The organism is Burkholderia puraquae (assembly GCF_002099195.1).
GTDB classification, from domain to species: domain Bacteria; phylum Pseudomonadota; class Gammaproteobacteria; order Burkholderiales; family Burkholderiaceae; genus Burkholderia; species Burkholderia puraquae.
The window spans coordinates 26,314-49,686 of the sequence record NZ_NBYX01000018.1 but is presented as its reverse complement, the minus strand read 5'-3'; the positions used below and the strand labels follow the sequence as shown (position 1 = coordinate 49,686).

At 67.4% G+C, this 23,373-nt stretch carries 19 protein-coding genes; 11 read left to right on the top strand and 8 right to left on the bottom strand.

From position 1 onward, the window contains the following. The first annotated feature begins 58 nt into the window (after positions 1-58). On the top strand, positions 59-4,696 hold the full coding sequence (locus B7G54_RS27985) for a DNA translocase FtsK (protein WP_085042000.1): 4,638 nt from the start codon (positions 59-61) through the stop codon (positions 4,694-4,696). A 101-nt stretch (positions 4,697-4,797) separates the two neighbouring features. Here B7G54_RS27985 and B7G54_RS27980 read toward each other — a convergent pair whose 3' ends face one another. Then, complete coding sequence (locus tag B7G54_RS27980) at positions 4,798-6,042, bottom strand: lactonase family protein (protein ID WP_106409035.1); 1,245 nt, start codon at positions 6,040-6,042, stop codon at positions 4,798-4,800. A gap of 164 nt (positions 6,043-6,206) precedes the next feature. On the opposite strand from B7G54_RS27980, the gene B7G54_RS27970 reads away from it, so the two are divergent. Together B7G54_RS27970 and B7G54_RS27960 are read left to right on the top strand one after the other, a co-directional pair. Further along, positions 6,207-8,036, top strand: coding sequence for a glycoside hydrolase family 15 protein (locus tag B7G54_RS27970; protein ID WP_085041998.1), 1,830 nt, complete (start codon positions 6,207-6,209; stop codon positions 8,034-8,036). Between the two features lie 211 nt (positions 8,037-8,247). Then, complete coding sequence (locus B7G54_RS27960) at positions 8,248-9,723, top strand: polyhydroxyalkanoate depolymerase (protein ID WP_085041996.1); 1,476 nt, start codon at positions 8,248-8,250, stop codon at positions 9,721-9,723. An 88-nt stretch (positions 9,724-9,811) separates the two neighbouring features. Here the strand turns inward: B7G54_RS27960 and B7G54_RS27955 are convergent, their stop codons facing one another. Continuing rightward, complete coding sequence (locus tag B7G54_RS27955) at positions 9,812-10,444, bottom strand: TetR/AcrR family transcriptional regulator (protein ID WP_085041995.1); 633 nt, start codon at positions 10,442-10,444, stop codon at positions 9,812-9,814. Between the two features lie 156 nt (positions 10,445-10,600). On the opposite strand from B7G54_RS27955, the gene rsxB reads away from it, so the two are divergent. Then, a complete protein-coding gene (gene rsxB, locus B7G54_RS27950; RefSeq protein WP_085041994.1) occupies positions 10,601-11,605 on the top strand; it encodes an electron transport complex subunit RsxB in 1,005 nt (334 codons plus the stop codon). Next, positions 11,602-12,246 (top strand): endonuclease III, encoded by a 645-nt coding sequence (gene nth, locus B7G54_RS27945; protein WP_085041993.1) that lies wholly within the window; start codon positions 11,602-11,604, stop codon positions 12,244-12,246. Before rsxB ends, nth begins: the two co-directional genes overlap by 4 nt. Before the next feature lie 144 nt (positions 12,247-12,390). On the opposite strand, the gene B7G54_RS27940 is transcribed toward nth, so the two are convergent. After that, positions 12,391-13,320: a DMT family transporter gene (locus tag B7G54_RS27940; protein WP_085041992.1), complete on the bottom strand. Its 930-nt coding sequence runs from the start codon at positions 13,318-13,320 to the stop codon at positions 12,391-12,393. 268 nt (positions 13,321-13,588) lie between these two features. On the opposite strand from B7G54_RS27940, the gene B7G54_RS27935 reads away from it, so the two are divergent. Beyond that, positions 13,589-14,023 carry a DUF1841 family protein gene (locus tag B7G54_RS27935; protein ID WP_027786805.1) on the top strand — a complete coding sequence of 145 codons (435 nt, stop codon included), beginning with the start codon at positions 13,589-13,591 and terminating at the stop codon, positions 14,021-14,023. A 99-nt stretch (positions 14,024-14,122) separates the two neighbouring features. Here B7G54_RS27935 and B7G54_RS27930 read toward each other — a convergent pair whose 3' ends face one another. Beyond that, positions 14,123-14,482: a c-type cytochrome gene (locus tag B7G54_RS27930; protein ID WP_027786804.1), complete on the bottom strand. Its 360-nt coding sequence runs from the start codon at positions 14,480-14,482 to the stop codon at positions 14,123-14,125. Between the two features lie 40 nt (positions 14,483-14,522). Further along, positions 14,523-14,882 carry a c-type cytochrome gene (locus B7G54_RS27925; RefSeq protein WP_011352793.1) on the bottom strand — a complete coding sequence of 120 codons (360 nt, stop codon included), beginning with the start codon at positions 14,880-14,882 and terminating at the stop codon, positions 14,523-14,525. Between the two features lie 247 nt (positions 14,883-15,129). Here B7G54_RS27925 and B7G54_RS27920 point away from each other — a divergent pair, with 247 nt between their 5' ends. From B7G54_RS27920 to B7G54_RS27900, 5 genes are all read left to right on the top strand, one after another. Next, entirely contained in the window at positions 15,130-15,972 is an 843-nt protein-coding gene (locus B7G54_RS27920) for an AAA family ATPase (protein WP_085041991.1), read from the top strand. 27 nt (positions 15,973-15,999) lie between these two features. Beyond that, positions 16,000-17,175, top strand: a complete 1,176-nt coding sequence (locus tag B7G54_RS27915; RefSeq protein ID WP_085041990.1) for a vWA domain-containing protein — start codon at positions 16,000-16,002, stop codon at positions 17,173-17,175. A 54-nt stretch (positions 17,176-17,229) separates the two neighbouring features. Then, a complete protein-coding gene (locus B7G54_RS27910) occupies positions 17,230-18,441 on the top strand; it encodes a benzoate/H(+) symporter BenE family transporter (protein ID WP_085041989.1) in 1,212 nt (403 codons plus the stop codon). 163 nt (positions 18,442-18,604) lie between these two features. Continuing rightward, entirely contained in the window at positions 18,605-19,558 is a 954-nt protein-coding gene (gene tal, locus B7G54_RS27905; RefSeq protein WP_085041988.1) for a transaldolase, read from the top strand. A 239-nt stretch (positions 19,559-19,797) separates the two neighbouring features. After that, on the top strand, positions 19,798-20,253 hold the full coding sequence (locus tag B7G54_RS27900; RefSeq protein WP_085041987.1) for a VOC family protein: 456 nt from the start codon (positions 19,798-19,800) through the stop codon (positions 20,251-20,253). A 67-nt stretch (positions 20,254-20,320) separates the two neighbouring features. On the opposite strand, the gene mctP is transcribed toward B7G54_RS27900, so the two are convergent. The 3 genes from mctP to B7G54_RS27885 form a co-directional block, all read right to left on the bottom strand. Further along, positions 20,321-21,871 carry a monocarboxylate uptake permease MctP gene (gene mctP, locus B7G54_RS27895; RefSeq protein ID WP_085041986.1) on the bottom strand — a complete coding sequence of 517 codons (1,551 nt, stop codon included), beginning with the start codon at positions 21,869-21,871 and terminating at the stop codon, positions 20,321-20,323. Further along, positions 21,868-22,110 (bottom strand): DUF3311 domain-containing protein, encoded by a 243-nt coding sequence (locus tag B7G54_RS27890; RefSeq protein WP_011352801.1) that lies wholly within the window; start codon positions 22,108-22,110, stop codon positions 21,868-21,870. Before B7G54_RS27890 ends, mctP begins: the two co-directional genes overlap by 4 nt. Positions 22,111-22,308: 198 nt before the next feature. Next, positions 22,309-23,226 carry a class I SAM-dependent methyltransferase gene (locus B7G54_RS27885; RefSeq protein WP_085041985.1) on the bottom strand — a complete coding sequence of 306 codons (918 nt, stop codon included), beginning with the start codon at positions 23,224-23,226 and terminating at the stop codon, positions 22,309-22,311. Positions 23,227-23,373: the final 147 nt, after the last annotated feature.

The following is a 23,373-nucleotide window of genomic DNA, read 5'->3' as shown; positions in this document are numbered from 1 at the left end:
GCCGGTTAAACTCGGCGGGTCGCGCCCCGCGCGCCCCTCCCCACTCCTGTTTCAAAGCATGCACACGGTTGTCTTCGGCTGGTTCGGCATCTCCGCCGTCTGGTTCCTCCTTCTCTTCTGGCGTCTCGTGCAGGCAATGCTGCCCGGCGGCGGCGGGCTCGCCGGCCGCGGCTCGATCCGCCTGTGGCTCGGCTTCGCTGCCGTGTTCGCGGCAAGCTGCACGCTGACGAGCCCGCTGTCGGGCCCCGACACGAACGCGCTCGGCCATGCGTTCTCGGCAGGCTTCGCCCACGTGCTCGGCCCGATCGGCACGCCGGTCGCGATGGTCGTGCTGTTCTTCGCCGGGCTGCCCTGGCTGACCGGCATCGGCTGGCGGCAGTTCGCCGCGTGGGTCGACACGTCGTTCGGTGTCAAGCTGTCGCGCGACGGCGGTGACGACGAGGCGCGCGGCATCGCCGACCTGCCGCGCAGCGCGCTGCATCGCGACGACGACGTCGTCCAGCCGGCCACCGCGCATACCGTCAATTCGATGGCGCCACGCCAGAACGGCCGGTATTCGCGCCCGACGCTGTGGAAACCCGACCCGCAGGCGCGGCCGAAGCCGCGCAGCAGCACGCCCGCGCGACCTCACGTGGAACCCGTCGCGCCGTCGGGCTGGTTGAAGCCGACTGCGTCCCAACGCAGCATGCCGACACCGCCCGCGCCGCCTCCCCCGGCCAGCGCGATGCCGCCGCCCACGACCGGCAGCACCGCCAGCCTCGCGCGCGCAGCAGCGAACTCGCAAGTTCCGCGCCCCGATCCCGCCCCGCTTCCTGTCGGATTCGAGCCCGTCCGCCCGCGGCCGACTGCCGCGCGACCGGCCACCGCCGCGTTGAAGCCGACCCCGCCGCGTACCGCGGTCACGCCGCGGCCGGCCCCTACGCAGCCGCAGTCGCAGCGGCCGCCGGTACGCCCAGTCGCAGGAGCCGGTTCGGCCGGCCTGCCACCGGATGCGGCACGACGTCGCCCGGCGCCGCAAACGCCGGCGCGTGCGCCGCTCTATGCATGGACGGAAAAGCCCGCCGCGCCGATCACGCCGGCGCCGAGCGTTCACGACACGCTGCGCTCGATCGAGGCCAGCACCGCGCAATGGGCGACGCTGAGCGGTGCGCAGTCGGCCGACGCAGCGCACGCGGCGGCCGCAGCCACCGTGGCTGGTGTGGCTGGTGTGGCCGCTGCCAGCATGGCAACGCCGGCAGCGGCGGCCGTGCCGGCCGGGATCGCCTCTGCGACCCACGGCTTCGCGGCGCATGACGCCGCTGTTCCGCTCGCTCACGATGCGGCGCCGGCGTACGACGACAACGCACCGATCGTGCTCGACGCATTCATGCCGGCAGCGCCCGCTGTCCATGCGCCGGTTGCCGATGCGGGCGCCGTGGCGTTCGACGCCGCCGCGCCACACGGGCTGTCGAATACCGGCATCGACGATGCCGCGTTCTCGCATCACGCCGATGACGAGATCCGGCACACCGACGATGCCCCCGCCGCGCCGGGATCGGAAGTCACGCCCGCGCCGTCGTTCGACGCGCCCATCGACCTCGCGCCGTGGGAAGACCTCGCCAGCCAGCCGGTTTCCGCGGTCGACGCGTCCGCCTGGAACCCGGTCGCCGAGTCATTGACGGCCGCGACGGGATCGGCCAATGCCGCCGCCGCGCAACCCAGGGCCGAGGCGGTTCGCGACATCGCCGCAAGCAACCCGCCGGCGTCCATCGATACCGACGACAAGGACACGGCGCAACCGGCTCCCGCAATCGATCGCGCGGCACCGGCTCGCGTGCCGCAGGGCAGCGCCGATACGCACACCGACGTGAAGCCCGCCGCGAACATCGCACCATTCGCGGCCCTCCCCTCTTCGCAGATCGCCGAAGCAACGCCGCGCGCAAGTGCCGAAGCCAGGCCGTTTGCGGCAGCGTCGGCACCAGCCGCATCGAGTATTGCACCGGAAGCCGCCAAGGATGACATGGTGGAACCTGCTGCACCGCTGTCGGTCACTCGGGGCGCCGCGCCTGCAGCGGCATGGACGTGGACGCCGTCGACGGCGCAACCTGCCGCGACGAATACGCCCATCGCCACGGAATTGCAGAAATCGCCGGCCGCTGCTCAACCGTTTGCCGCTGTGCAAACGGCTTCGGCTACCGCTGCGTCGCCGCTCGTCGGCACCGCGCACGGTTCGACCACGCAAGCACCTGCCTCCACATCGCGCGTTGCATCGGTCACCGCTGGCGCTTCACCGGATGGCGTGACCGGTACTGCATCCGGTTCTCGTGTTCAACCGGCCGTGCCGGCATCGACCGCTGCATCCGTCGCGTCGGCCTCTCCGATCGGCATGACCGGCGCTTCGTCGGCTTCGCTTTCGCAGCAGACCGCTTCAGCATCGATCGCGGCTTCCGTCGCGCCGGCATCCCCGATCGACGTACCCGGCACTGCGCCGGTGACGCCGGTCAGCGTGACGGGTACAACTTACGGTTCGTTCCCCCGCGAATCGTCGCCCGCATCGTCCGTTGTGCCCGCCGTGACGCCGTCTGCGACCGGCACGTCGGCTTCGACATCCGGCTCGACCGCACCGGCGCCCGCACCGGCTGCCACGTCAGCGATCGCTACCGCGACGCCCGTGAATGTGCCGGGCTCGATCACGGCACCGTCCTCCTCACCCGTACCGGCGCTTCAGGTCAACCCGGCAACCTCGTCGACGGGCACGGGTACGGCATTCGGCACATTCAGCACTTCCGGCGCAGTCACACCGATCACTATCGCCACGGCAACTCTGGCGCAGCCGATCGCCGGCTCGCCCGTCGCTCCAGCCGGCTCGCCGCCCCCCTTCAGCGCAACCGCCGCGACGCAAGCTCCATCGATCGCGTCCGCACCTGCAGCAATCGAGGCCACGACGTTCGCAGCCCCACTCGCCCCGGCCTCGTCGCCGGCAAGCTGGTCAATGTCGAATGTCTCCGCAACACCGGCGGCCCAATCGACCGCGGCATCGCCGCAGCCCGCAGCGAGCCTGTCCACACCGGTGGCTTTAGCGGCCGTACCGGCGACCCCCGCGGCCCCGCCGGCCGAAGCAACCACGGCCACGGCAATCGAACCTGCCGCGCCGGCCGCAGCCGGCTCACCGGCCCCCGACACCCCCGCGCGCCAGCCGCGCCCGAACGCGTTCGAATTCCACGCGCCCGCGTCGTTCAACGTCGAACTGCCGACACTCGACCTGCTCGAGCCCGGGTCCGGCGACATCGAAACGATCACCGAAGAACACCTCGCGCAGACGGCGCAGGTGATCGAACAGCGGCTGCAGGAATTCAAGGTGCCGGTGACGGTGGTCGGCGCGTCGGCCGGCCCCGTGATCACGCGCTTCGAGATCGAGCCCGCGCTCGGCGTGCGGGGCAGCCAGATCGTCGGGCTGATGAAGGACCTGTCGCGCGGCCTCGGCCTCACGTCGATCCGCGTCGTCGAGACGATTCCCGGCAAGACCTGCATGGGCCTCGAACTGCCGAACGCGAAGCGCCAGATGATCCGCCTGTCGGAAATCATCGAGTCACGCCAGTACCAGCACTCGGCCTCGCAGCTGACGATCGCGATGGGCAAGGACATCACCGGCCACCCGGTCGTCACCGATCTCGCGAAGGCGCCGCACATGCTCGTCGCGGGCACGACGGGCTCGGGCAAGTCGGTCGCGATCAACGCGATGATCCTGTCGCTGCTGTACAAGGCGACGCCCGAGGATGTGCGGCTCATCATGATCGACCCGAAGATGCTGGAGCTGTCGGTCTACGAAGGCATCCCGCACCTGCTCGCACCGGTCGTCACCGACATGAAGCTCGCAGCGAACGCGCTGAACTGGTGCGTCGGCGAGATGGAGAAGCGCTACCGGCTGATGTCGGCCGTCGGCGTGCGCAACCTCGCGGGCTTCAACCAGAAGATCCGCGACGCGGAAGCGAAGGAAAAGAAGATCGGCAACCCGTTCTCGCTGACGCCCGAGGATCCCGAGCCGCTGTCGACGCTGCCGCTGATCGTCGTCGTGATCGACGAGCTGGCCGACCTGATGATGGTGGCCGGCAAGAAGATCGAAGAGCTGATCGCTCGCCTCGCGCAGAAAGCGCGCGCGGCCGGCATCCACCTGATCCTCGCGACGCAGCGTCCGTCCGTCGACGTGATCACGGGGCTGATCAAGGCGAACATCCCGACGCGCGTCGCGTTCCAGGTGTCGTCGAAGATCGACTCGCGCACGATTCTCGACCAGATGGGTGCCGAATCGCTGCTCGGGATGGGCGACATGCTGTTCCTGCCGCCGGGCACCGGTTATCCGCAGCGCGTGCACGGCGCGTTCGTCGCCGACGAGGAAGTGCACCGGATCGTCGAATACCTGAAGCAGTTCGGCGAGCCGCAATACGAGGAAGGGATCCTCGACGGGCCGGCCGCCGATGGCGCGACGCAGGACCTGTTCGGCGATGCGCCCGACGCGGAAGCCGATCCGCTGTACGACGAAGCCGTCGCGTTCGTCGTGCGCACGCGGCGCGCGTCGATCTCGTCGGTGCAACGGCAACTGCGCATCGGCTACAACCGCGCCGCACGCCTCGTCGAGCAGATGGAGGCGGCCGGGCTCGTGTCGCCGATGGGCATCAACGGCAGCCGCGAGGTGCTCGTGCCGGCCGCGGCCGACTGAGCGCGGCGGCCGGGCGGCCGCCCGTCAATCGATACGGGCTCACCGGGAAACCGGCCGCCCCGGAAAACACAGGGCGCTGCCTCGGCAGCGCCCTTTTTCATTTACTGCACCGGCACCAGCTTGAAGTCGACCGGCTTGCCGACCGCCACCTTCTGCGGATTCGCGCCGAGCTGCCCCGTTTCGACATTGCGGCTGAACACGTAGAACGTATCGCTGTCCTGGTTGCCGACGATCAGCCACTTGCCGGTCGGATCGATCAGGAACTCGCGCGGCGTCTTGCCGAGGCTCGACTGGCGGCCGGCGTGCTTCAACCGGCCATCGGCCTGGTTCACCGCGTAGATCACCAGGTCGTTCGCGTCGCCACGGTTGCTGACGTACAGGAAGCGGCCGTCCGGCGACAGGTGGATCGCGCCGCCGCCGATCTTGCCATTGAAGCCCGGCGCGGTCATCGACACGGTCTCGACCGGCGTCAGCTTGCCGTCGTGGTAGCCGAACACCTCGACCGACGCATTCAGCTCGCTCGTCACGTACGCGAACCGGCCGTCGGCGCTGAACACCATGTGACGCGGGCCCGAGCCTGCCTTCACCGGCGTGTAGCGCGTGTCGGTCGGGCTGATCAGCCCGCGGCTGCCGTCCACCGTGTAGCGGTAGCCGTAGATCTTGTCCGCGCCGAGATCCTGCACGAACAGGTAATGGCCGTCCGGCGAAAACACCGTCGAGTGCACGTGCGCACCGTCCTGGCGGCCCTTCACCGGCCCCGCGCCTTCGTGATGCACGGTCAGCACGGACTGGCCGGCCGCGCCGTCGTCGCGCAGCGGAAACACCGCGAAGCTGCCGCCCGGATCCTTCGCAACCGAGTAGTTGGCCGTCACGAGGTACTTGCCGTCCGGTGACAGCGCGAGATAGCAAGGATCGTTCCCTTCCGACGACACGCGATCGATGAAGCTCAGTGCGCCCGTCTTCGCATCGAAGCGGAATGCGCTGACGCTGCCGCGCTGCGACGCGGGCCCGTCGTCGCCGGGCAGTTCGTTGACCGCATAGACGGTGCGACCGTCGCGGCTCGGCAACAGGTATGACGGATTCACGGTCTTCGCCGATGACACGGGCGCCACGCTGCCGGTTTTCGTATCGAAGCGGTAAACATAGATCCCGTCGCTGCCGCCGCCCGTGTAGGTGCCGACCAGCAGGTTGTAGACGCCGTCGGCCGGGGCGGGCGATTGCTGCGCAAATGCGTGGGTCGCGGAAAGGGAGAGCACGATCGCGAAACCTTTCATCCAGTGAGCGAGCCTAAGCGGGAACCCTCGTGTCGAAGCGCGTGCGTCACGCTCGCGTAAACGGTTGGGCATTGAATCCTCCTTGCATCGAGTCGCTTCAAGTGTTGAGATAGGACGAAACGCCGGCCATTCATGCGCTCCGCCGCCCGGCCGAGTATACGGGGCGGGGCGCCAGTGCGTGAAGCCTTGGCCACCGCCGTCCGCATTGTGAACTCGAAACCAAGGATCGCCTGCCCATGCCCGCCCTGATCGAAGACTACGCCCTCGTCGGCGACGGCCATACCGCCGCGCTGATCGCTAAAGACGGCTCCGTCGACTGGCTGTGCTGGCCCCGCTTCGATTCGGGCGCCTGCTTCGCGGCGCTTCTCGGCACTCCCGAGCACGGCCGCTGGCTGCTCGCGCCGGCCGCCGACGCCGCGATCACGCACACGACGCGCCGCTATCGCGGCGACACGCTGATTCTCGAAACCGACTACGAAAGCGCCGACGGTGCCGTCACCGTGATCGACTTCATGCCGCCCGGCAACGGCTGGTCCGAACTGGTGCGGATCGTCGTCGGCCGCCACGGCACGATGAAGATGCGCATGGAGCTCGTATTGCGCTTCGACTACGGCTTCTCGATCCCGTGGGTCACGCAGCTGACCCGCGAGGACGGCATGAAGGCGATCGCGGGCCCCGACACTGTCGTGCTGCGTACGCCGGTGCCGCTCGCCGGCAAGAATCTCCATACGCTTGCGGAATTCACGGTCAGCGCCGACGAGCGCGTGCCGTTCTCGCTCAGCTATGCGGCGTCGCACATGCGGCTGCCGCCCGCGCGCGATCCGCTGTCGATGCTCGCGCGCACCGAAAACTACTGGCTAGAATGGTCGGGCCGCTGCCAGGTGCAGGGCCGCTACGCGGCGGCCGTGCGCCGTTCGCTGATCACGCTGAAGGCGCTTGCGTACGAGCCGACCGGCGGCATCGTCGCGGCGCCGACCACGTCGCTGCCCGAGAAGATCGGCGGCAACCGCAACTGGGACTACCGCTACTGCTGGCTGCGCGACGCGACGATCACGCTGCTCGCGCTGATGCGCGGCGGCTACTACGACGAGGCGCGTGCGTGGCGCACGTGGCTCGGTCGCGTGATGGCCGGCTCGCCCGAGCAGATCCAGATCATGTACGGGATCGCCGGCGAGCGCCGGCTGCCGGAAATGGAGCTCGACTGGCTGCCCGGCTATCAGGATTCGAAGCCGGTGCGCGTCGGCAACGGCGCCGCGAACCAGCTCCAGCTCGACGTGTTCGGCGAGGTGATGGCCGCGCTGCACCTCGCGCGCGTGGGCGGCCTGCAGGCCGACGACACGGTCTGGTCCGTGCAGTGCGCGCTGCTCGACCATCTCGAGAAGATCTGGCAGGAACCCGACGAAGGGATCTGGGAAACGCGCGGCGGCCGCCTCCATTTCACGTTCTCGAAGGTGATGGCGTGGGTCGCGTTCGACCGCGCGATCAAGTCGGCGGAGATGTTCCGGCTGCCCGGCTCGCTCGACCGCTGGCGCGCGCTGCGCGACCAGATCCATGCCGACGTGTGCAACAACGCGTGGCACGAAGGCAAACAGGCGTTCGCGCAGAGCTACGGCAGCGACGAGCTCGACGCCAGCGTGCTGCTGATGCCGCTGCTCGGCTTCCTGCCGCCGGAAGATCCGCGCATCGTCGGCACGGTTGAAGCGATCGAGCGGGAATTGCTGCATGACGGCCTCGTGATGCGCTACCGCACGACCGATTACGACGACGGCCTGCCGCCCGGCGAAGGCACGTTTCTCGCGTGCAGCTTCTGGCTGGTCGACAACTATGCGCTGCTCGGCCGGATCGACGACGCGCACCGCCTGTTCAGCCGGCTGCTCTCGCTGTCGAACGACCTCGGGCTGCTGGCGGAAGAGTACGACCCGGTGGACGGGCGGCTCGTCGGCAACTTCCCGCAGGCGTTCTCGCACGTGGCGCTCGTGCATACTGCAATGAACCTGATGCACCACGAAGACGCGATGGCGCGCGCAGCCGGCCAGCCCGCGCCGGCCGTGGCGACGGGGCGCTGAACGGGGCGCAAACGGCTTGTTCAGAGAACGTCAAATCGCAAAACTTTGATGAAAAATCGGGGAAATGTTGCATTGCACCACCCATCGTTGTCCGATATGATCGACGCGATTGTCCGGCTGCAGTGCAACATGGCCGGCCACTGACCCACACGGCACGCCGCGACGCCTCACGCCGCCCTTGCGCACCGTCCCCCACGCGGGAGTAGTCTGCATGCTTTACCAACTGCACGAATTCCAGCGGGCCATGCTGAGCCCGCTGACGGCCTGGGCCCAGGCCGCGTCCAAATCGTTCGCCAATCCGTCCAGCCCGTTCTCGCTGATGCCAGGCGCGACGCGGATGGCCGCCGCGTACGAACTGATGTACCGGCTCGGCAAGGATTACGAGAAGCCCGAATTCAACATTCATCAGATCGTCAAGGACGGCCACAACATCCCGATCGTCGAGCAGACGATCGTCGAGAAGCCGTTCTGCCGGCTGCTGCGCTTCAAGCGCTATTCGGACGACGCCGACGCCGTCACGCAACTGAAAGATGAACCGGTCGTGCTGGTCTGCGCGCCGCTGTCGGGCCATCACTCGACGCTGCTGCGCGACACCGTGCGCACGCTGCTGCAGGATCACAAGGTCTACATCACCGACTGGATCGACGCGCGGATGGTGCCGGTCGAGACCGGCCCGTTCCACCTGCACGATTACATCGCGTATATCCAGGAGTTCATCCGTCACATCGGCGCGCGCAACCTGCACGTGATCTCGGTATGCCAGCCGACGGTGCCGGTGCTTGCGGCGATCTCGCTGATGGCGAGCCGCGGCGAGGACACACCGCTCACGATGACGATGATGGGCGGCCCGATCGATGCGCGCCGCAGCCCGACATCGGTGAATTCGCTCGCGACGCAGCACTCGACCGCGTGGTTCGAAAACAACGTGATCCACACGGTGCCCGCGAACTACCCGGGCGAAGGCCGCCAGGTGTATCCGGGCTTCCTGCAGCACACGGGCTTCGTCGCGATGAACCCGGAGCGGCATGCGCAATCGCATTGGGACTTCTACCAGAGCCTGCTGCGCGGCGACGAGGACGACGCCGAAGCGCACCGCCAGTTCTACGACGAGTACAACGCGGTGCTCGACATGGCGGCCGAGTATTACCTCGAGACGATCCGCGTCGTGTTCCAGGAATTCCGGCTGGCCGAAGGCACGTGGGACGTCGAAGGCGAGCGCGTGCGTCCGCAGGACATCAGGCACACCGCGCTGATGACGATCGAGGGCGAACTCGACGACATCTCCGGCAGCGGCCAGACACACGTCGCGCACGAGCTGTGCACGGGCATCCCGCAAGACGATCGCCGCAGCCTGACCGCCGAGAAGTGCGGTCACTACGGGATTTTCTCGGGCCGCCGCTGGCGCACGATCATCTATCCGCAACTGCGCGACTTCATCCGCGAGCATGCACCGGAGCCGAAGCACGGCGCGACGAAGGATGTCCCCGATGCGCCGGCTACCACGACGCTCGCGGCCGTACCGGCCAGCAACGCACCGGCTGAAGCAACGCGCGCCACCGCGGCAAAGCGCACGCGCGCGAAGGCGCCGGCCAAGGCCGCCGCCCCTGCCACGGCCGCACCGGCCGCAAAACGCGCCGCCGGCAGCAGCCCGCGCGCCAAGACCGTGCGCGCGCGCAAGGCCGCCTGACGCACCGCGTTCCGACGAAAAAACGCCGCCGTTGCCTGCGCACGGCGGCGTTTTTACATCCGGCGGCCGCGTCAGCCCGGTCGGCGCATCAGCGGCGCAGCAGATACGCGAGCAGCACCTCGGTGTTCATCCGAACCATTTCGGCGCGCTCGTCGGTGTCGGTGAAATCCCGGCCGAGCGTCGCGGCGAGCGTGAAGCGGTTCGACACGATGTAGTAGCCGAGCCCCGACAGCGTCACGTAGAAGCGCAGCGGATCGACGTCGGTGCGGAACAGCCCGGCCTTCTGGCCGCGCGACAGCACGTTGCCGAGCTTCGCGACGATCGGCGACATCATCTCGCGGATCCGCGTCGACTTGTGCAGGTAGCGCGCTTCGTGCAGGTTCTCGTTGTTGATGAGCCTGAGCAGCTCCGGATGGTCGCGGTAGTAGTCCCAAACGAAATGCGCGAGCCGCGTGACGGCTTCGACCGGCGCGACGCCGTCGAGGTCGAGCACGCGTTCGGCCTCGGTCAGCGCGGAGAACGCGTGTTCGAGCACGGCCGTAAACAGCTGCTCCTTGCTGCCGAAGTAGTAATAGAGCATGCGCTCGTTGGTTTCCGCCCGGCGCGCAATCTGGTCGACGCGTGCGCCGAACAGCCCTCCACTCGCGAACTCTTCGGCTGCCGCCATCAGGATGCGGCGGCGCGTACCTTCAGGATCTCTTTTGATTTTTGGCTGATTCATGGTGGCGTTTTGCTATGTGAGCCGCGTGATCCGGACCGGCACCCCCACCGCCTCGGCGCCGGCCGCCCTGGAACGGGCGCGCCGCGGACGGCCGCCCTCCTGCTGAGCCCCTGCAAAAAAGCGGTTCGATTATGCGCACAGACGGCGTCCAGCGCAATGCGGGAAATCGGCGATAATCGAGCTTTGGCAAACCTTTCCGGCCGCGTCCGACGCGGCCGAGAGCCATTCGGCGCCGCTGCGCCCGTTGTCACCGTGACCGACTCCAAAACACTCGCAGATCGCATCGAAGATCTGCTTCCCCAGACGCAATGCACGAAGTGCGGCTATAACGGCTGCCGCCCGTACGCTGAGGCGATCGCCGCCGGCGAGGCGAACTACAACCAGTGCCCGCCCGGCGGCGCCGAAGGCATCGTGCGCCTCTCGAGCCTGCTCGGCAAACCGGTGATTCCGCTGAACCCCGTCAACGGCAGCGAGCATCCGCGCGCCGTCGCCTTCATCGACGAAAGCCTGTGCATCGGCTGCACGCTGTGCATGCAGGCGTGCCCGGTCGACGCGATCGTCGGCGCGCCGAAGCAGATGCACACGATCATCGAGTCGCTGTGCACCGGCTGCGACCTGTGCGTACCGCCCTGCCCGGTCGACTGCATCGCAATGCTGCCTGTGACCGGCGATCGCACCGGCTGGGACGCGTGGTCGCAGGAACAGGCCGATGCCGCACGTGAACGCCACGACCTGCGGCTCGCGCGCCAGCGCCGCGAACGCGAGGCCGCCGAAGCCCGCGCCGCTGCACGCCGCGCGGCCAGCGCCGCGAAGCCGGCCGCGTCACACGCGGAAACGCAATCCGCCGCGCCAGCCGCCGCACCGGCCGCAGACGACGCCGAAGCGAAGAAACGCGCGATCATCGCCGCCGCGCTCGAACGTGCGCGCAAGAAGAAGGAAGAACTGTCCGGACAAGGCACCGGGCCGAAGAACACCGAAGGCGTGAGCGCGGCCGTCCAGGCGCAGATCGACGCGGCCGAGGCGCGCCGCAAACGGCTCGCCGAGCAGCAGGCCCAACGCGACGCCGAAGCGGCGGCCGCGAGCGGCAACGACGAAGAGAACGACGCAGGCAACGACGGCCCAGGCGGCCCGTCCGCACCGCCCGACCAGAGCGCTCCATGAACGCCAGCAAACGACACGCGATCTACGAAACGCTGCAGAGCCTCAATCCGCATCCGACCACCGAACTCGAATACTCGACGCCGTTCGAGCTGCTGATCGCCGTGATGCTGTCCGCGCAGGCGACCGACGTTTCGGTCAACAAGGCGATGCGGAAGATGTTTCCGGTCGCGAACACCCCGCGACAAATCGTCGCACTCGGCGAAGAGGGCGTCACCGAGTACATCAAGACCATCGGCCTGTACCGGACCAAGGCGAAGAACGTGGTCGCGACGTGCCGGATCCTGCTCGAGCGCTACGACGGCGAGGTGCCGGCCGATCGCGAAGCGCTGGAAGGCTTGCCGGGCGTCGGCCGCAAAACCGCGAACGTCGTGCTGAACACCGCGTTCGGCCAGCCGACGATCGCGGTCGACACGCATATCTTCCGCGTCGCGAACCGCACGGGGCTCGCGCCGGGCAAGGACGTGCGCGCCGTCGAGGCTGCGCTCGAGAAGTTCACGCCGAAGGAATTCCTGCAGGACGCGCATCACTGGCTGATCCTGCACGGGCGCTACGTGTGCAAGGCCCGCAAGCCCGAATGCTGGCACTGCGCGATCGAGCCGCTGTGCGAATTCCGACCGAAGACGCCGCCGCCCAACGAGTGACGCGCAACCGCGGTTGACGCGCCGCAAACCACCCGGCGGCCTGCGACAGGACACTCGATGCACGCGCCATCGGCCGTGGTTCTGCGGGCAAACCGCAGCCGCGACAGCGCGTAGCCACCCACGCCGCCGCTTTCCCCTTCCCGGCTACGCGTTGGACGTCGCCGTCGCATCGTCAGCCGCCGCGCCGCCCGCGCGCACGAGCGCCAGCACGGCGGCCAGAATCGCAACGCCGCCCGCCCACTGCAGCGGCGACAGCGCCTCGCCGAACAGCAACGCCGCGAGCGCGACCGTCACGACCGGTTCGAGCGTCGACAGCATCGACGTGCGCGCAGCCCCGAGCCGTTCGAGCCCGGCAAAGAACGCGAGCATCGCCGCGACCGTCGACACGAGCGCGATCGCAAGCATCGACGCCCAGCCACCGGCCGTCGCGGGCCAGCGCGGCGGCGCACCGAACGCCGCGGTTCGCACGACGGCGATCGCCACGAGCGTCGCGGTTGCCGACAGGCAGATGATCGCGGTGGTCGCGAGCGGATCGACGCCGCGCGTCGCCTTCGTGCCGCCGACGATGTACAGCGAATAGATCACCGCGGCGGCCAGCGCCAGCGCGATCCCGAGCGGCTCGCCATGCCCGCCGCCGACCATCAGCGCCGAACCCGCAACGCACAGCACGAGCGCAACGGCCTTCGCGCGCGTAAGGCGCTCGCCGAGCCACCACGCGGCCAGCAGCGTAACGAAGGCCGGATACAAGTACAGCAGCAGCGCGACGAGGCTCGCCTGCGCGTGCTGCAGCGCGCTGAAATAACAGAACGACTGCCCGACGTAGCCGAGCGCACCCATCGCCACGAGCGGCACAAGCGCGCGCCCGCGTGGCCACGCGACGCGGCGATGCCGTGCAATCGCCGCGAGCACCGCGCCGCCGATCGCGAAGCGCACGATCAGCAGCCCGAGCACGTCGACGCCGGCCGCATACGCGTAGCGGCCGAAGATCGCCATCGCGCCGAACGCGGCAGCGGACAGCGCAACGTAGAGCGTGCCCTGCAGGGCGGCGGACGACGGGCGGGGAGTGGCAGTCATGACGGAACGGGTGCGAACGGCGTGGTGACGTAAATCGTCGGAGTGTAACGGCGCGGCGGCGCCGAGCCTAGCCCGCGCTTACCCGTTCCCGGGCACCGGTGAAGGGCGGCAGGCAACCGGCCTGCGCCGCGCACCTGCGCGGCCCGCGGGCCGCCGCCACCACCACCGCCTCGCAACCCGCTCCCGCCCGCCGCCAGCGCCGCCCGCCGACCCGGCGTACAATGCGCGACGCGGCACCACGCCGTCCGAATCACGACGTTTCCCCACCATGTTCAATCCAAGCCGCGACGAAGTGCGTCGCTTTTTCACCGAGACCTGGCGCAAGCAGCGCGCCGGCGAGATCCTGACGCCACTGGAAGCGATGGCAGCCGACTGGATCGTCGAGCATCCCGAATACCACGACGAACTCGCCGACGCCGATGGCGCCACCGCGCGCGAGTACACGCCCGAGGAAGGCCGCACGAACCCGTTCCTGCACCTGTCGATGCACCTCGCGATCAGCGAGCAGCTGTCGATCGACCAGCCGCCCGGCATCCGCGCCGCGCACGACAAGCTCGCGGCCAAGCTCGACTCGACCCACGACGCGCAGCACGTGATCATGGAATGCCTCGGCGAGACGATCTGGGAAGCCCAGCGCACGAACACGCCGCCCGATACCGACGCGTACCTGCAGCGCATCCTGCGCCGCGCATCGCGCGACTGACCGCCGCGGCTCCGGCCCACGGGCGCCGGAGCGCGGGCAAAAAAATACCCCGCCGAGGCGGGGTATTTTTGCTGCGCGGGCCCGTCGGGCCCGTCGCACTTACTTCTTGAACACGAGATCGGTTTCTTTCAGCGACTCGATGTAGGCCGCGATGTCCTTCATGTCGCTGACCGACAGGCTCTGCACCTGCGCCTGCATGATCGCGTTATTGCGACCGAGCAGCGGATTCGTCAGGCCCATCTGGTACTGGCGCATCGCCCACACGAGATAGTCGGCATGCTGGCCGGCGAGGCGCGGATATTCGGCGTTGATCGGCTTGTTCATCTGCGCGCCGTGGCAGGCGGCACAGTTGTGCGATTCGACCAGTTCCTTGCCTTTCGTGATGTCCGCCGCGTGCGCGGTACCGATCGCGAGGCCGGCAGCCAGTGCAACCGCCGCCGTCTTGAATGCGTTGTTCATGAATGCTCCTGTCCCGCCGGTCAGATCGGCGGCGCGCGCTTTACTTGTAGGGATTGTCCTTCGTGTCGGCCTTCTGGACGGCGTAGTACGCCGCCAGATCCGCGATGTCCTGGTCGGTCAGCGAACCGGCGATCGCATTCATCGACGGGAAGTGACGATCCTTCTTGCGGTAGGCCTTCAGCGCGTTCTCGAGGTATTGCTGGTTCTGGCCGCCGAGGACAGGCACCCGGTAGACCTCCGGGTACGCCGCGCGGTAGTCCTGGATGCCGTGGCAACCGATGCACATGGCGGCCTTGCTCGCCCCGTCCTTCGGGTTGCCGACCACACCGGCCGCCTGCGCGCTGCCCGCGAGCGCCACGAGCGCTGCGACAACGACGTGTTTGCCGACGAATTTGTTCATAGCTCTTGTAACCTAGCTTGAGGGGAAACTGGCGCCGAAGCGGCAACGGCCCGCGCCGTTATGCTTGTCAGGTCGCCACGCAGGCCAAAAAAAACGGCCAGATTGTACCGCGTCGGCGGGGAACGCGTCCACCAGGCGCCCCGGGTTCGCCCCGCCACAGCCCCGCAACGATACGCGGGCGCGGCCCAACCGGACAGCCCTTCTGACTTATACTGGGTTTTTTCCCCCGATTGAGAAGAGCGCCGCCATGCGTTTCGAAGGGTCCTCGCACTACGTCGCCACCGACGATCTGAAGCTCGCGGTCAATGCCGCGCTGACGCTGCAACGCCCGCTGCTGATCAAGGGCGAGCCCGGCACCGGCAAGACCATGCTCGCCGAGGAAGTGGCCGCCGCGCTCGACATGCCGCTGCTGCAATGGCACATCAAGTCGACCACCAAGGCGCAGCAGGGCCTGTACGAATACGACGCCGTGTCGCGGCTGCGCGATTCGCAGCTCGGCGACGAGCGCGTGAAGGACATCTCGAACTACATCGTCAAGGGCGTGCTGTGGCAGGCGTTCGATGCCGAGCACCCGAGCGTGCTGCTGATCGACGAGATCGACAAGGCCGACATCGAATTCCCGAACGACCTGCTGCGCGAGCTCGACCGGATGGAATTCCACGTGTACGAAACACGTGAAACGGTCCGCGCGAAGCACCGCCCGCTCGTCATCATCACGTCGAACAACGAGAAGGAGCTGCCCGACGCGTTCCTGCGCCGCTGCTTCTTCCACTACATCCAGTTTCCCGACCCGGCGACGATGCAGAAGATCGTCGCGGTTCATTTCCCGGACATCCGCGAGGAACTGCTGCGCGCGGCGCTCGAGAGTTTCTTCGAACTGCGCGGCGTGTCGGGCCTGAAGAAGAAGCCGTCGACGTCCGAGCTGCTCGACTGGCTGAAGCTGCTGCTCGCCGAGAACATCCCGGCCGACGCGCTGCGCGGCCTGGATGCGAAGCAGATCGTGCCGCCGCTCGCGGGCGCGCTGCTGAAGAACGAGCAGGACCTGAGCCTGCTCGAACGGCTCGTCTACATGAACCGGCACAACCGGTAATCCTCCCTCACCCGCGAAGGCCCGGCCATGCTGCTCAATTTCTTCTACGCGCTGCGCGCAGCCAAGCTGCCCGTCTCGGTGAAGGAATACCTGACGCTGCTCGAATCGCTGAAGGCCGGGCTGATCTCGCCGTCGATCGACGCGTTCTACTTCCTCGCGCGAATGACGCTCGTCAAGGACGAGCAGTACTTCGACAAGTTCGACCAGGCGTTCGGCGCGTATTTCCACGGCGTGTCCGCACTGCCGTCCGAAGCATTCGACATTCCGCTCGACTGGCTCGAAAAGCGCCTCGAGCGCGAACTGTCGCCGGAGGAAAAGGCACAGATCGAAGCGATGGGCGGGCTCGACAAGCTGATGGAGCGCCTGAAGGAACTGCTCGACGAGCAGAAGGAACGCCACGAAGGCGGCAACAAGTGGATCGGCACCGGCGGCACGTCGCCGTTCGGGCACGGCGGCTACAACCCGGAAGGCGTGCGCATCGGCGGCCCGTCGAACGGCAACCGCACCGCGGCGAAGGTGTGGGAGGCGCGCGCCTATCGCGACTACGACGATTCCGTCGAGATCGGCACGCGCAACATCAAGGTCGCGCTGCGGCGGCTGCGCCGCTTCGCGCGCGAAGGCGCCGCCGAGGAGCTCGACCTGCCCGGCACGATCCGCAGCACCGCCGCGAACGCGGGCTGGCTCGACCTGCGGATGGTGCCCGAACGCCACAACAACGTGAAGGTGCTGATGCTGCTCGACGTCGGCGGCTCGATGGACGATCACATCAAGCGCACCGAAGAGCTGTTCTCAGCTGCGAAGGCCGAATTCAAGCACCTGGAGTTCTTCTACTTCCACAACTGCGTGTACGACCACCTGTGGAAGAACAACCGCCGCCGCCACTCGGAACGCACCGCGACGTGGGACGTGCTGCACAAGTTCACGCCCGACTACAAGCTGATCTTCGTCGGCGATGCAACGATGAGCCCGTACGAAGTGCTGCAGCCCGGCGGCTCGGTCGAATACAACAACCCGGAAGCCGGTGCCGTATGGCTGCGCCGCCTCGCCGACCAGTTCCCCCATCATGCGTGGCTGAACCCGGAGCCCGAGCGGCTATGGGAATACCGGCAGTCGGTCGCGGTGATCCGCGACCTGCTCGGCCATCGCATGTATCCGCTCACGCTCGCGGGCCTCGAAGCCGCGATGCGCGCACTCAGCAAGTAACGATCCCCACCAAGCTCGAAGGCCGCGTCCGAGCGGCCTCCCCCCGGAGATAGCATGAACCCCTCGCCCACCGCGAGCGCCAGCCGCGCCGGCGGCCGCCGCTTTTTCGCCGACACCTCCGTCTCGGCACTCGTCGCCGGCTTCGTCGCGATGATGACGGGCTACACGAGCTCGCTCGTGCTGATGTTCCAGGCCGGCCGCGCCGCCCACCTCACCGATGCGCAGATCTCGTCGTGGATCTGGGCGCTGTCGATCGGCATGGCGCTGACGACGATCGGCCTGTCGCTGCGCTTTCGCGCGCCTGTCGTGGTCGCATGGTCGACGCCCGGCGCCGCGCTGCTGATCGCGTCGCTGCCCGGCGTGCCGTACCCCGAGGCGATCGGCGCGTTCGTCGTCTGCGCGGTGCTGCTGACGGCCGTCGGCGTGAGCGGGCTGTTCGACACGCTGATGCGCAAGATTCCGGCCGGCATCGCCGCCGCCCTGCTCGCGGGCATCCTGTTCGAGATCGGCATCGAGATCTTCCGCGCCGCGCAGTTCCAGACCGCGCTCGTGCTCGCGATGTTCTTCACGTACCTGATCGTCAAGCGGCTCGCGCCGCGCTATGCAATCGTGACGACGCTGATCGTCGGCACGGCGGTCGCCGGCGGCCTCGGCCTGCTCGACTTCAGCCGCTTCCATATCGCGCTCGCGCAGCCCGTGTTCACGATGCCCGCGTTCTCGATCGCGTCGATCGTCAGCATCGGCATTCCGCTGTTCGTCGTCGCGATGGCGTCGCAGAACGTGCCGGGCATCGCAGTGCTGCGCGCGGACGGCTATCAGACACCGTCGTCGCCGCTGATCGCGACCACCGGCCTCGCATCGCTGCTGCTCGCGCCGTTCGGCTCGCACGGCGTGAACCTTGCAGCGATCACGGCCGCGATCTGCACGGGCCCGGAAGCGCACGAGGATCGCGCGAAGCGCTACACGGCCGCCGTGTGGTGCGGCACGTTCTACCTGATCGCGGGGATCTTCGGCGCGACGATCGCCGCGCTGTTCGCGGCGCTGCCGAAGGCGCTCGTCGTGTCGGTCGCCGCACTCGCGCTGTTCGGCTCGATCATGAGCGGCCTCGCGAACGCGATGCAGGACGTGAAGCAGCGTGAAGCCGCGCTCGTCACGTTCATGGTCACCGCGTCGGGCCTCACGCTGCTGTCGATCGGCTCGGCATTCTGGGGGCTCGTCGCGGGGATCGTCACGCAGGTGATCCTGAACGCACGCCGCCCCGCGTGACGCGGCGCCCGCTGCGGCGGCCATCGGACACGCCAGAACGTGCCCGACACGAATCAGGCCTAGAATAGCGGATCGGAGGCGGCGCCCGGCGCCGCTTCGCTTCGCCGCCGCGCTCGCGCGGCCCGTGAGAACCCGGCGCCTTGCGCCCTTCTTCCGAATCGCCATGACTACCGCACTCGACCAGCTGAAGCAGTACACGACCGTCGTCGCCGACACGGGCGATTTCCAGCAGCTTGCGCAATACCAGCCGCAGGACGCGACCACGAACCCGTCGCTGATCCTGAAGGCCGTCCAGAAGGATGCGTACAAGCCGATCCTCGAGAAAACCGTCCGCGATCATCGCAACGAAAGCACCGATTTCATCATCGACCGCCTGCTGATCGCATTCGGCACCGAGATCCTGAAGCTGATCCCGGGCCGCGTGTCGACCGAGGTCGACGCACGCCTGTCGTTCGACACGCAGCGCTCGATCGACAAGGGCCGCGAGCTCATCAAGCTGTATGAAGCAGCCGGCATCGGCCGCGAGCGCATCCTGATCAAGCTCGCATCGACGTGGGAAGGCATCCGCGCGGCCGAAGTGCTGCAGAAGGAAGGGATCAAGTGCAACATGACCCTGCTTTTCTCGCTCGTGCAGGCCGCCGCCTGCGCGGAAGCCGGCGCGCAGCTGATCTCGCCGTTCGTCGGCCGCATCTACGACTGGTACAAGAAGCAAGCCGGCGCAGCGTGGAATGAAGAGAACGACGGCGGCGCGAACGATCCGGGCGTGCAGTCGGTGCGCCGCATCTACACGTACTACAAGACGTTCGGCTACAAGACCGAAGTGATGGGCGCGAGCTTCCGCACGACCAGCCAGATCACCGAACTCGCCGGCTGCGACCTGCTAACGATCAGTCCCGATTTGCTGCAGAAGCTGCAGGACAGCAACGAGACGGTCACGCGCAAGCTGTCGCCGGAAGCGCTGCAGGACAAGCCCGCCGCGCGCGTCGCGATCGACGAATCGTCGTTCCGCTTCCAGCTGAACGACGACGCGATGGCAACCGAAAAGCTCGCCGAAGGCATCCGCGTATTCGCCGCCGATGCGGTGAAGCTCGAGAAGCTGATCGACTCGTTGCGCTGAGCCGCGATACGCGTCAGCGGCTGTCAGCAACCCTGACAACAGCCGTCAGCAAGCGCGCCGCACACGGCCGCGAACATCATGTTCGCGGCCGTTTTATTTTTCATTCCATCGTCAAGCACGCGCACTACAATCCACGTCACGGGTGCGCCGGCCGCCTCCCGACGCCCCCTTTCCCAGTCAGTCTTGCACGACGCCGAACCCGCGCAGATGCGCAGGCCGGCTCATTACAGGAGACAGCGATGCAAGTTCAACCGTACCTGACGTTCTACGGTCGTGCCGACGAAGCCCTTCAGTTCTACGAAAAGGCACTCGGTGCGAAGACGATGTTCAAGATGCACTTCAAGGACGCGCCGCCGAATCCCGACTATCCGATGACGCCGGAGATGGCCGACAAGGTGATGCACGCGAGCTTCACGATCGGCGACTCGATGATCATGTGCTCGGACGGCGACTGCAGCCAGCCCGGCGGCGGCATGCATGCCGGCTATTCGCTGTCGCTGAACCCGGCGACGGTCGAGGAAGGCCAGAAGCTGTTCAATGCGCTCACCGACGGCGGCGAAGTGACGATGCCGTTCGGCAAGACGTTCTGGGCGCTCGGCTTCGGGATGGCGAAGGATCGTTTCGGCGTGCACTGGATGGTCAACGTCGAGGACCTGTCGCAGCGCGAGGACCTCGCGAAACGCGCGCAGGGATAACACGAAAAACAAAGCCCGCCACCTTGCCGGTGGCGGGCTGTTTCATTGCGCGGCCGTGCAGGCGGCGTCAGCCTTCCACCACGTCGAGATAGTCCTCCGGCCGCGTGCGGTCCTCCGCATGCGCCATGCCCATCACGCGCACCAGCACGCTCACCACTACCGCGACCACCAGGTTCACGATCAGCGACCACACGGCCGCGTAGCCGGGAATCGCGAGACCGAACAGGTGGATCGTGAAGATCGATCCGGCCAGCTTCAGCGAGATCGCCATCCACGTGCCGCACACGATGCCTGCCGCCCAGCCGGCCAGCAGGCCGCGATGGTCGAGCACGCGCGTGTACAGGCCGAGCACGATCGCGGGCAGCGTCTGGATGATCCAGATCCCGCCGAGCAGTTGCAGCTGGATCGCGTAGGTCAGCGGCAGCCCGAGGATGAACGCGACCGCGCCGACCTTGACGATCAGCGACACGAGCTTCGCGACGTGCGTCTCCTGCTCGTGCGACATGTTGCGGTTCACGAACTCGCGGTGAATGTTGCGCGTGTACAGGTTCGCGGCCGCAATCGACATGATCGCCGCCGGCACCAGCGCGCCGATGCCGATCGCCGCGAACGCGACACCGACGAACCACGACGGGAAATACTGGAGGAACAGCGCGGGCACCGCGAAGTTCGGGCCGAACGCCTTGAAGTACGGCGCGTACTGCGGCATGTCCTTCACGCCCGACGCGAGCGCCATGTAGCCGAGCAGCGCGAGCAGGCCGAGCACGAACGAATACGCGGGCAGCATCGCCATGTTGCGGCGGATCGAGTTGCCGGACGACGACGACAGGATGGCCGTCACCGAGTGCGGATACAGGAACAGCGCGAGCGCCGAGCCGATCGCGAGCGTCGCATACGCGCTGTAGCCATTCAGGCTCATCGCGTCGGGCGCCTTCAGCAGCAGCTTCGCGGGCGGCACGCTCGCGAAGATGTGCCCGAAGCCGCCGAGCTTCGCCGGGATCACGATGACCGCCGCGGCGATCGTGATGTAGATCAGGATGTCCTTGACGATCGCGATCATCGCGGGTGCGCGCAACCCCGACGTGTACGTGTACGCGGCGAGGATCGCGAACGCGATGATCAGCGGCAGGTCGCCGACGAAGCCGGTCGTGTCGAAGCCGAGCGCACCGATCACGACTTCGATGCCGACGAGCTGCAGCGCGATGTACGGCATCGTCGCGAGGATGCCCGTCACCGCGATCGCGAGCGCGAGCATCCGGCTGCCGTAGCGCGCGTTGACGAAGTCGGCGGCCGTCACGTAGCCGTGCCGCTTCGCGATGCTCCACAGCTTCGGGAACACGACGAACGCGAACGGATAGATCAGGATCGTATAAGGCAGCGCAAAGAAGCCCATCGCGCCGGCGCCGAACACGAGCGCGGGCACCGCGACGAACGTGTAGGCCGTGTAGAGATCGCCGCCGAGGAGGAACCACGTGACGATCGTGCCGAAGCGGCGGCCGCCGAGGCCCCATTCGTCGAGATGGGCGAGATCGCCGCGCCGCCAGTTCGCGGCCAGGAAACCGATGATCGTGACGCCGATGAACAGCAGGACGAAGACGAAGGTTGCGCCGAGATTCATCGCGCACCTCCCTGCGGGCCGCTCGCCTTCCACGCGTTCTTGGTCTTGAAGTACACGAACGCGGTGATCACCGCGCTAATGAAGACCCAGAGCAGCTGGTACCAGTAGAAAAACGGAAAACCCAACCATTGCGGTTCGATCTTGCTGTACGACGGTACCCAGACCATCGCGATCAGCGGCAGTACCAGCAGCCAGAGCCAGCGCTTGGCGGCCCGGTTGGCGTCGGCATCGTGAGCCATGACGTCTCCTCATCTTTCCCGGTTATCGATCTTGTTGAGCGGGTACGGCGCCGAGAGGAGCGCAAAACGGGTAGGCTGCGGCTTCCCTGGCTTCGCGCCAGTATAGGAGCCGCGAGCACGCGGTCAAGCGGGGGCGAACCCGAGGTGATCCGCCCCTTGTCGCGTGGTTGCACCGGCATGCCGCCGGTGCATGAAGCGTCAGATCGCGAACGAGGCGTCGCGTGCGCCGGTCGTTTCTTTCAAAGCTTTCACCCACTTGCGTGCGGGCAGCTTCAGCGTGTCCTCGATCAGCTTCGCACGCGCGTCGAGCTGGGCGAACGACACATCGAGCGCGGGGCCCGAGAACGCGATCGCGATCCGGTTGCCGTCGTGCACTTCGGGCAGCGCGATCACGCGATGATCGAACGCCGCGTTCAGGTGCTTCATGTTGCGCACGAAGCTCGGATGATCGCCGAACAGGTTGATCGTCGCGATGCCCGCGTCGGCGAGGCAGCCGCGCACCGCGCGGTAGAACGCGACGCTGTCGAGCACGGGGCCGCGCGCGGTCGCGTCGTACAGGTCGATCTGGATCGCGCCCGTCGAGCCGCGGTTGGCCGGATCGTTGACGAAGTCCCATGCGTCGGCTTCGTGCACGGCGAGGCGTGCGTCATCGGGCGGCAGCGCGAACATCGTGCGTGCGGCGACGATCACGGCCGGGTTCAGCTCGACGGCGTCGACCTTCGCGTGCGACAGGAAGCGGTGCGAGAATTTGGTCAGCGCGCCGGTACCGAGCCCGAGCTGGACGATCCGCTCGGGCGTTTCGAGGAACAGCAGCCACGCCATCATCTGCTGCGCGTATTCGAGCTCGATGTGCAGCGGCTTCGAGATCCGCATCGCACCCTGCACCCACTCGGTACCGAAGTGCAGGAAGCGCACGCCGCCCTCTTCCGAGAACGTGACGGGCGCGAAGCGCGGCTTGCGCGGCGTTTCGAGCACGGGCACGTCGTCGTGTTCGTCGATGTCCGCGCGGCGCTTTACGCGCGGCGGCTGGAGTTTTTCGGAGCCGTTGTAGGCGGACGGTTTGCTGCGCTTGGACGCACGCGCCTCGGCGGACGCGCGCTTGATCAGTCGGGTCATGTTGAATCTCGCTGGGTGAAGCTGGTTTTAGCGGACGAGAGGATAGCATTGGCGGGAAGATGGTCGCAGCCAAAGATAGATCCGCCACTACGCACCGTTGATCTGTCACCTGTACTAACGCTCTGCGTGAACGACAATGCATCGCGA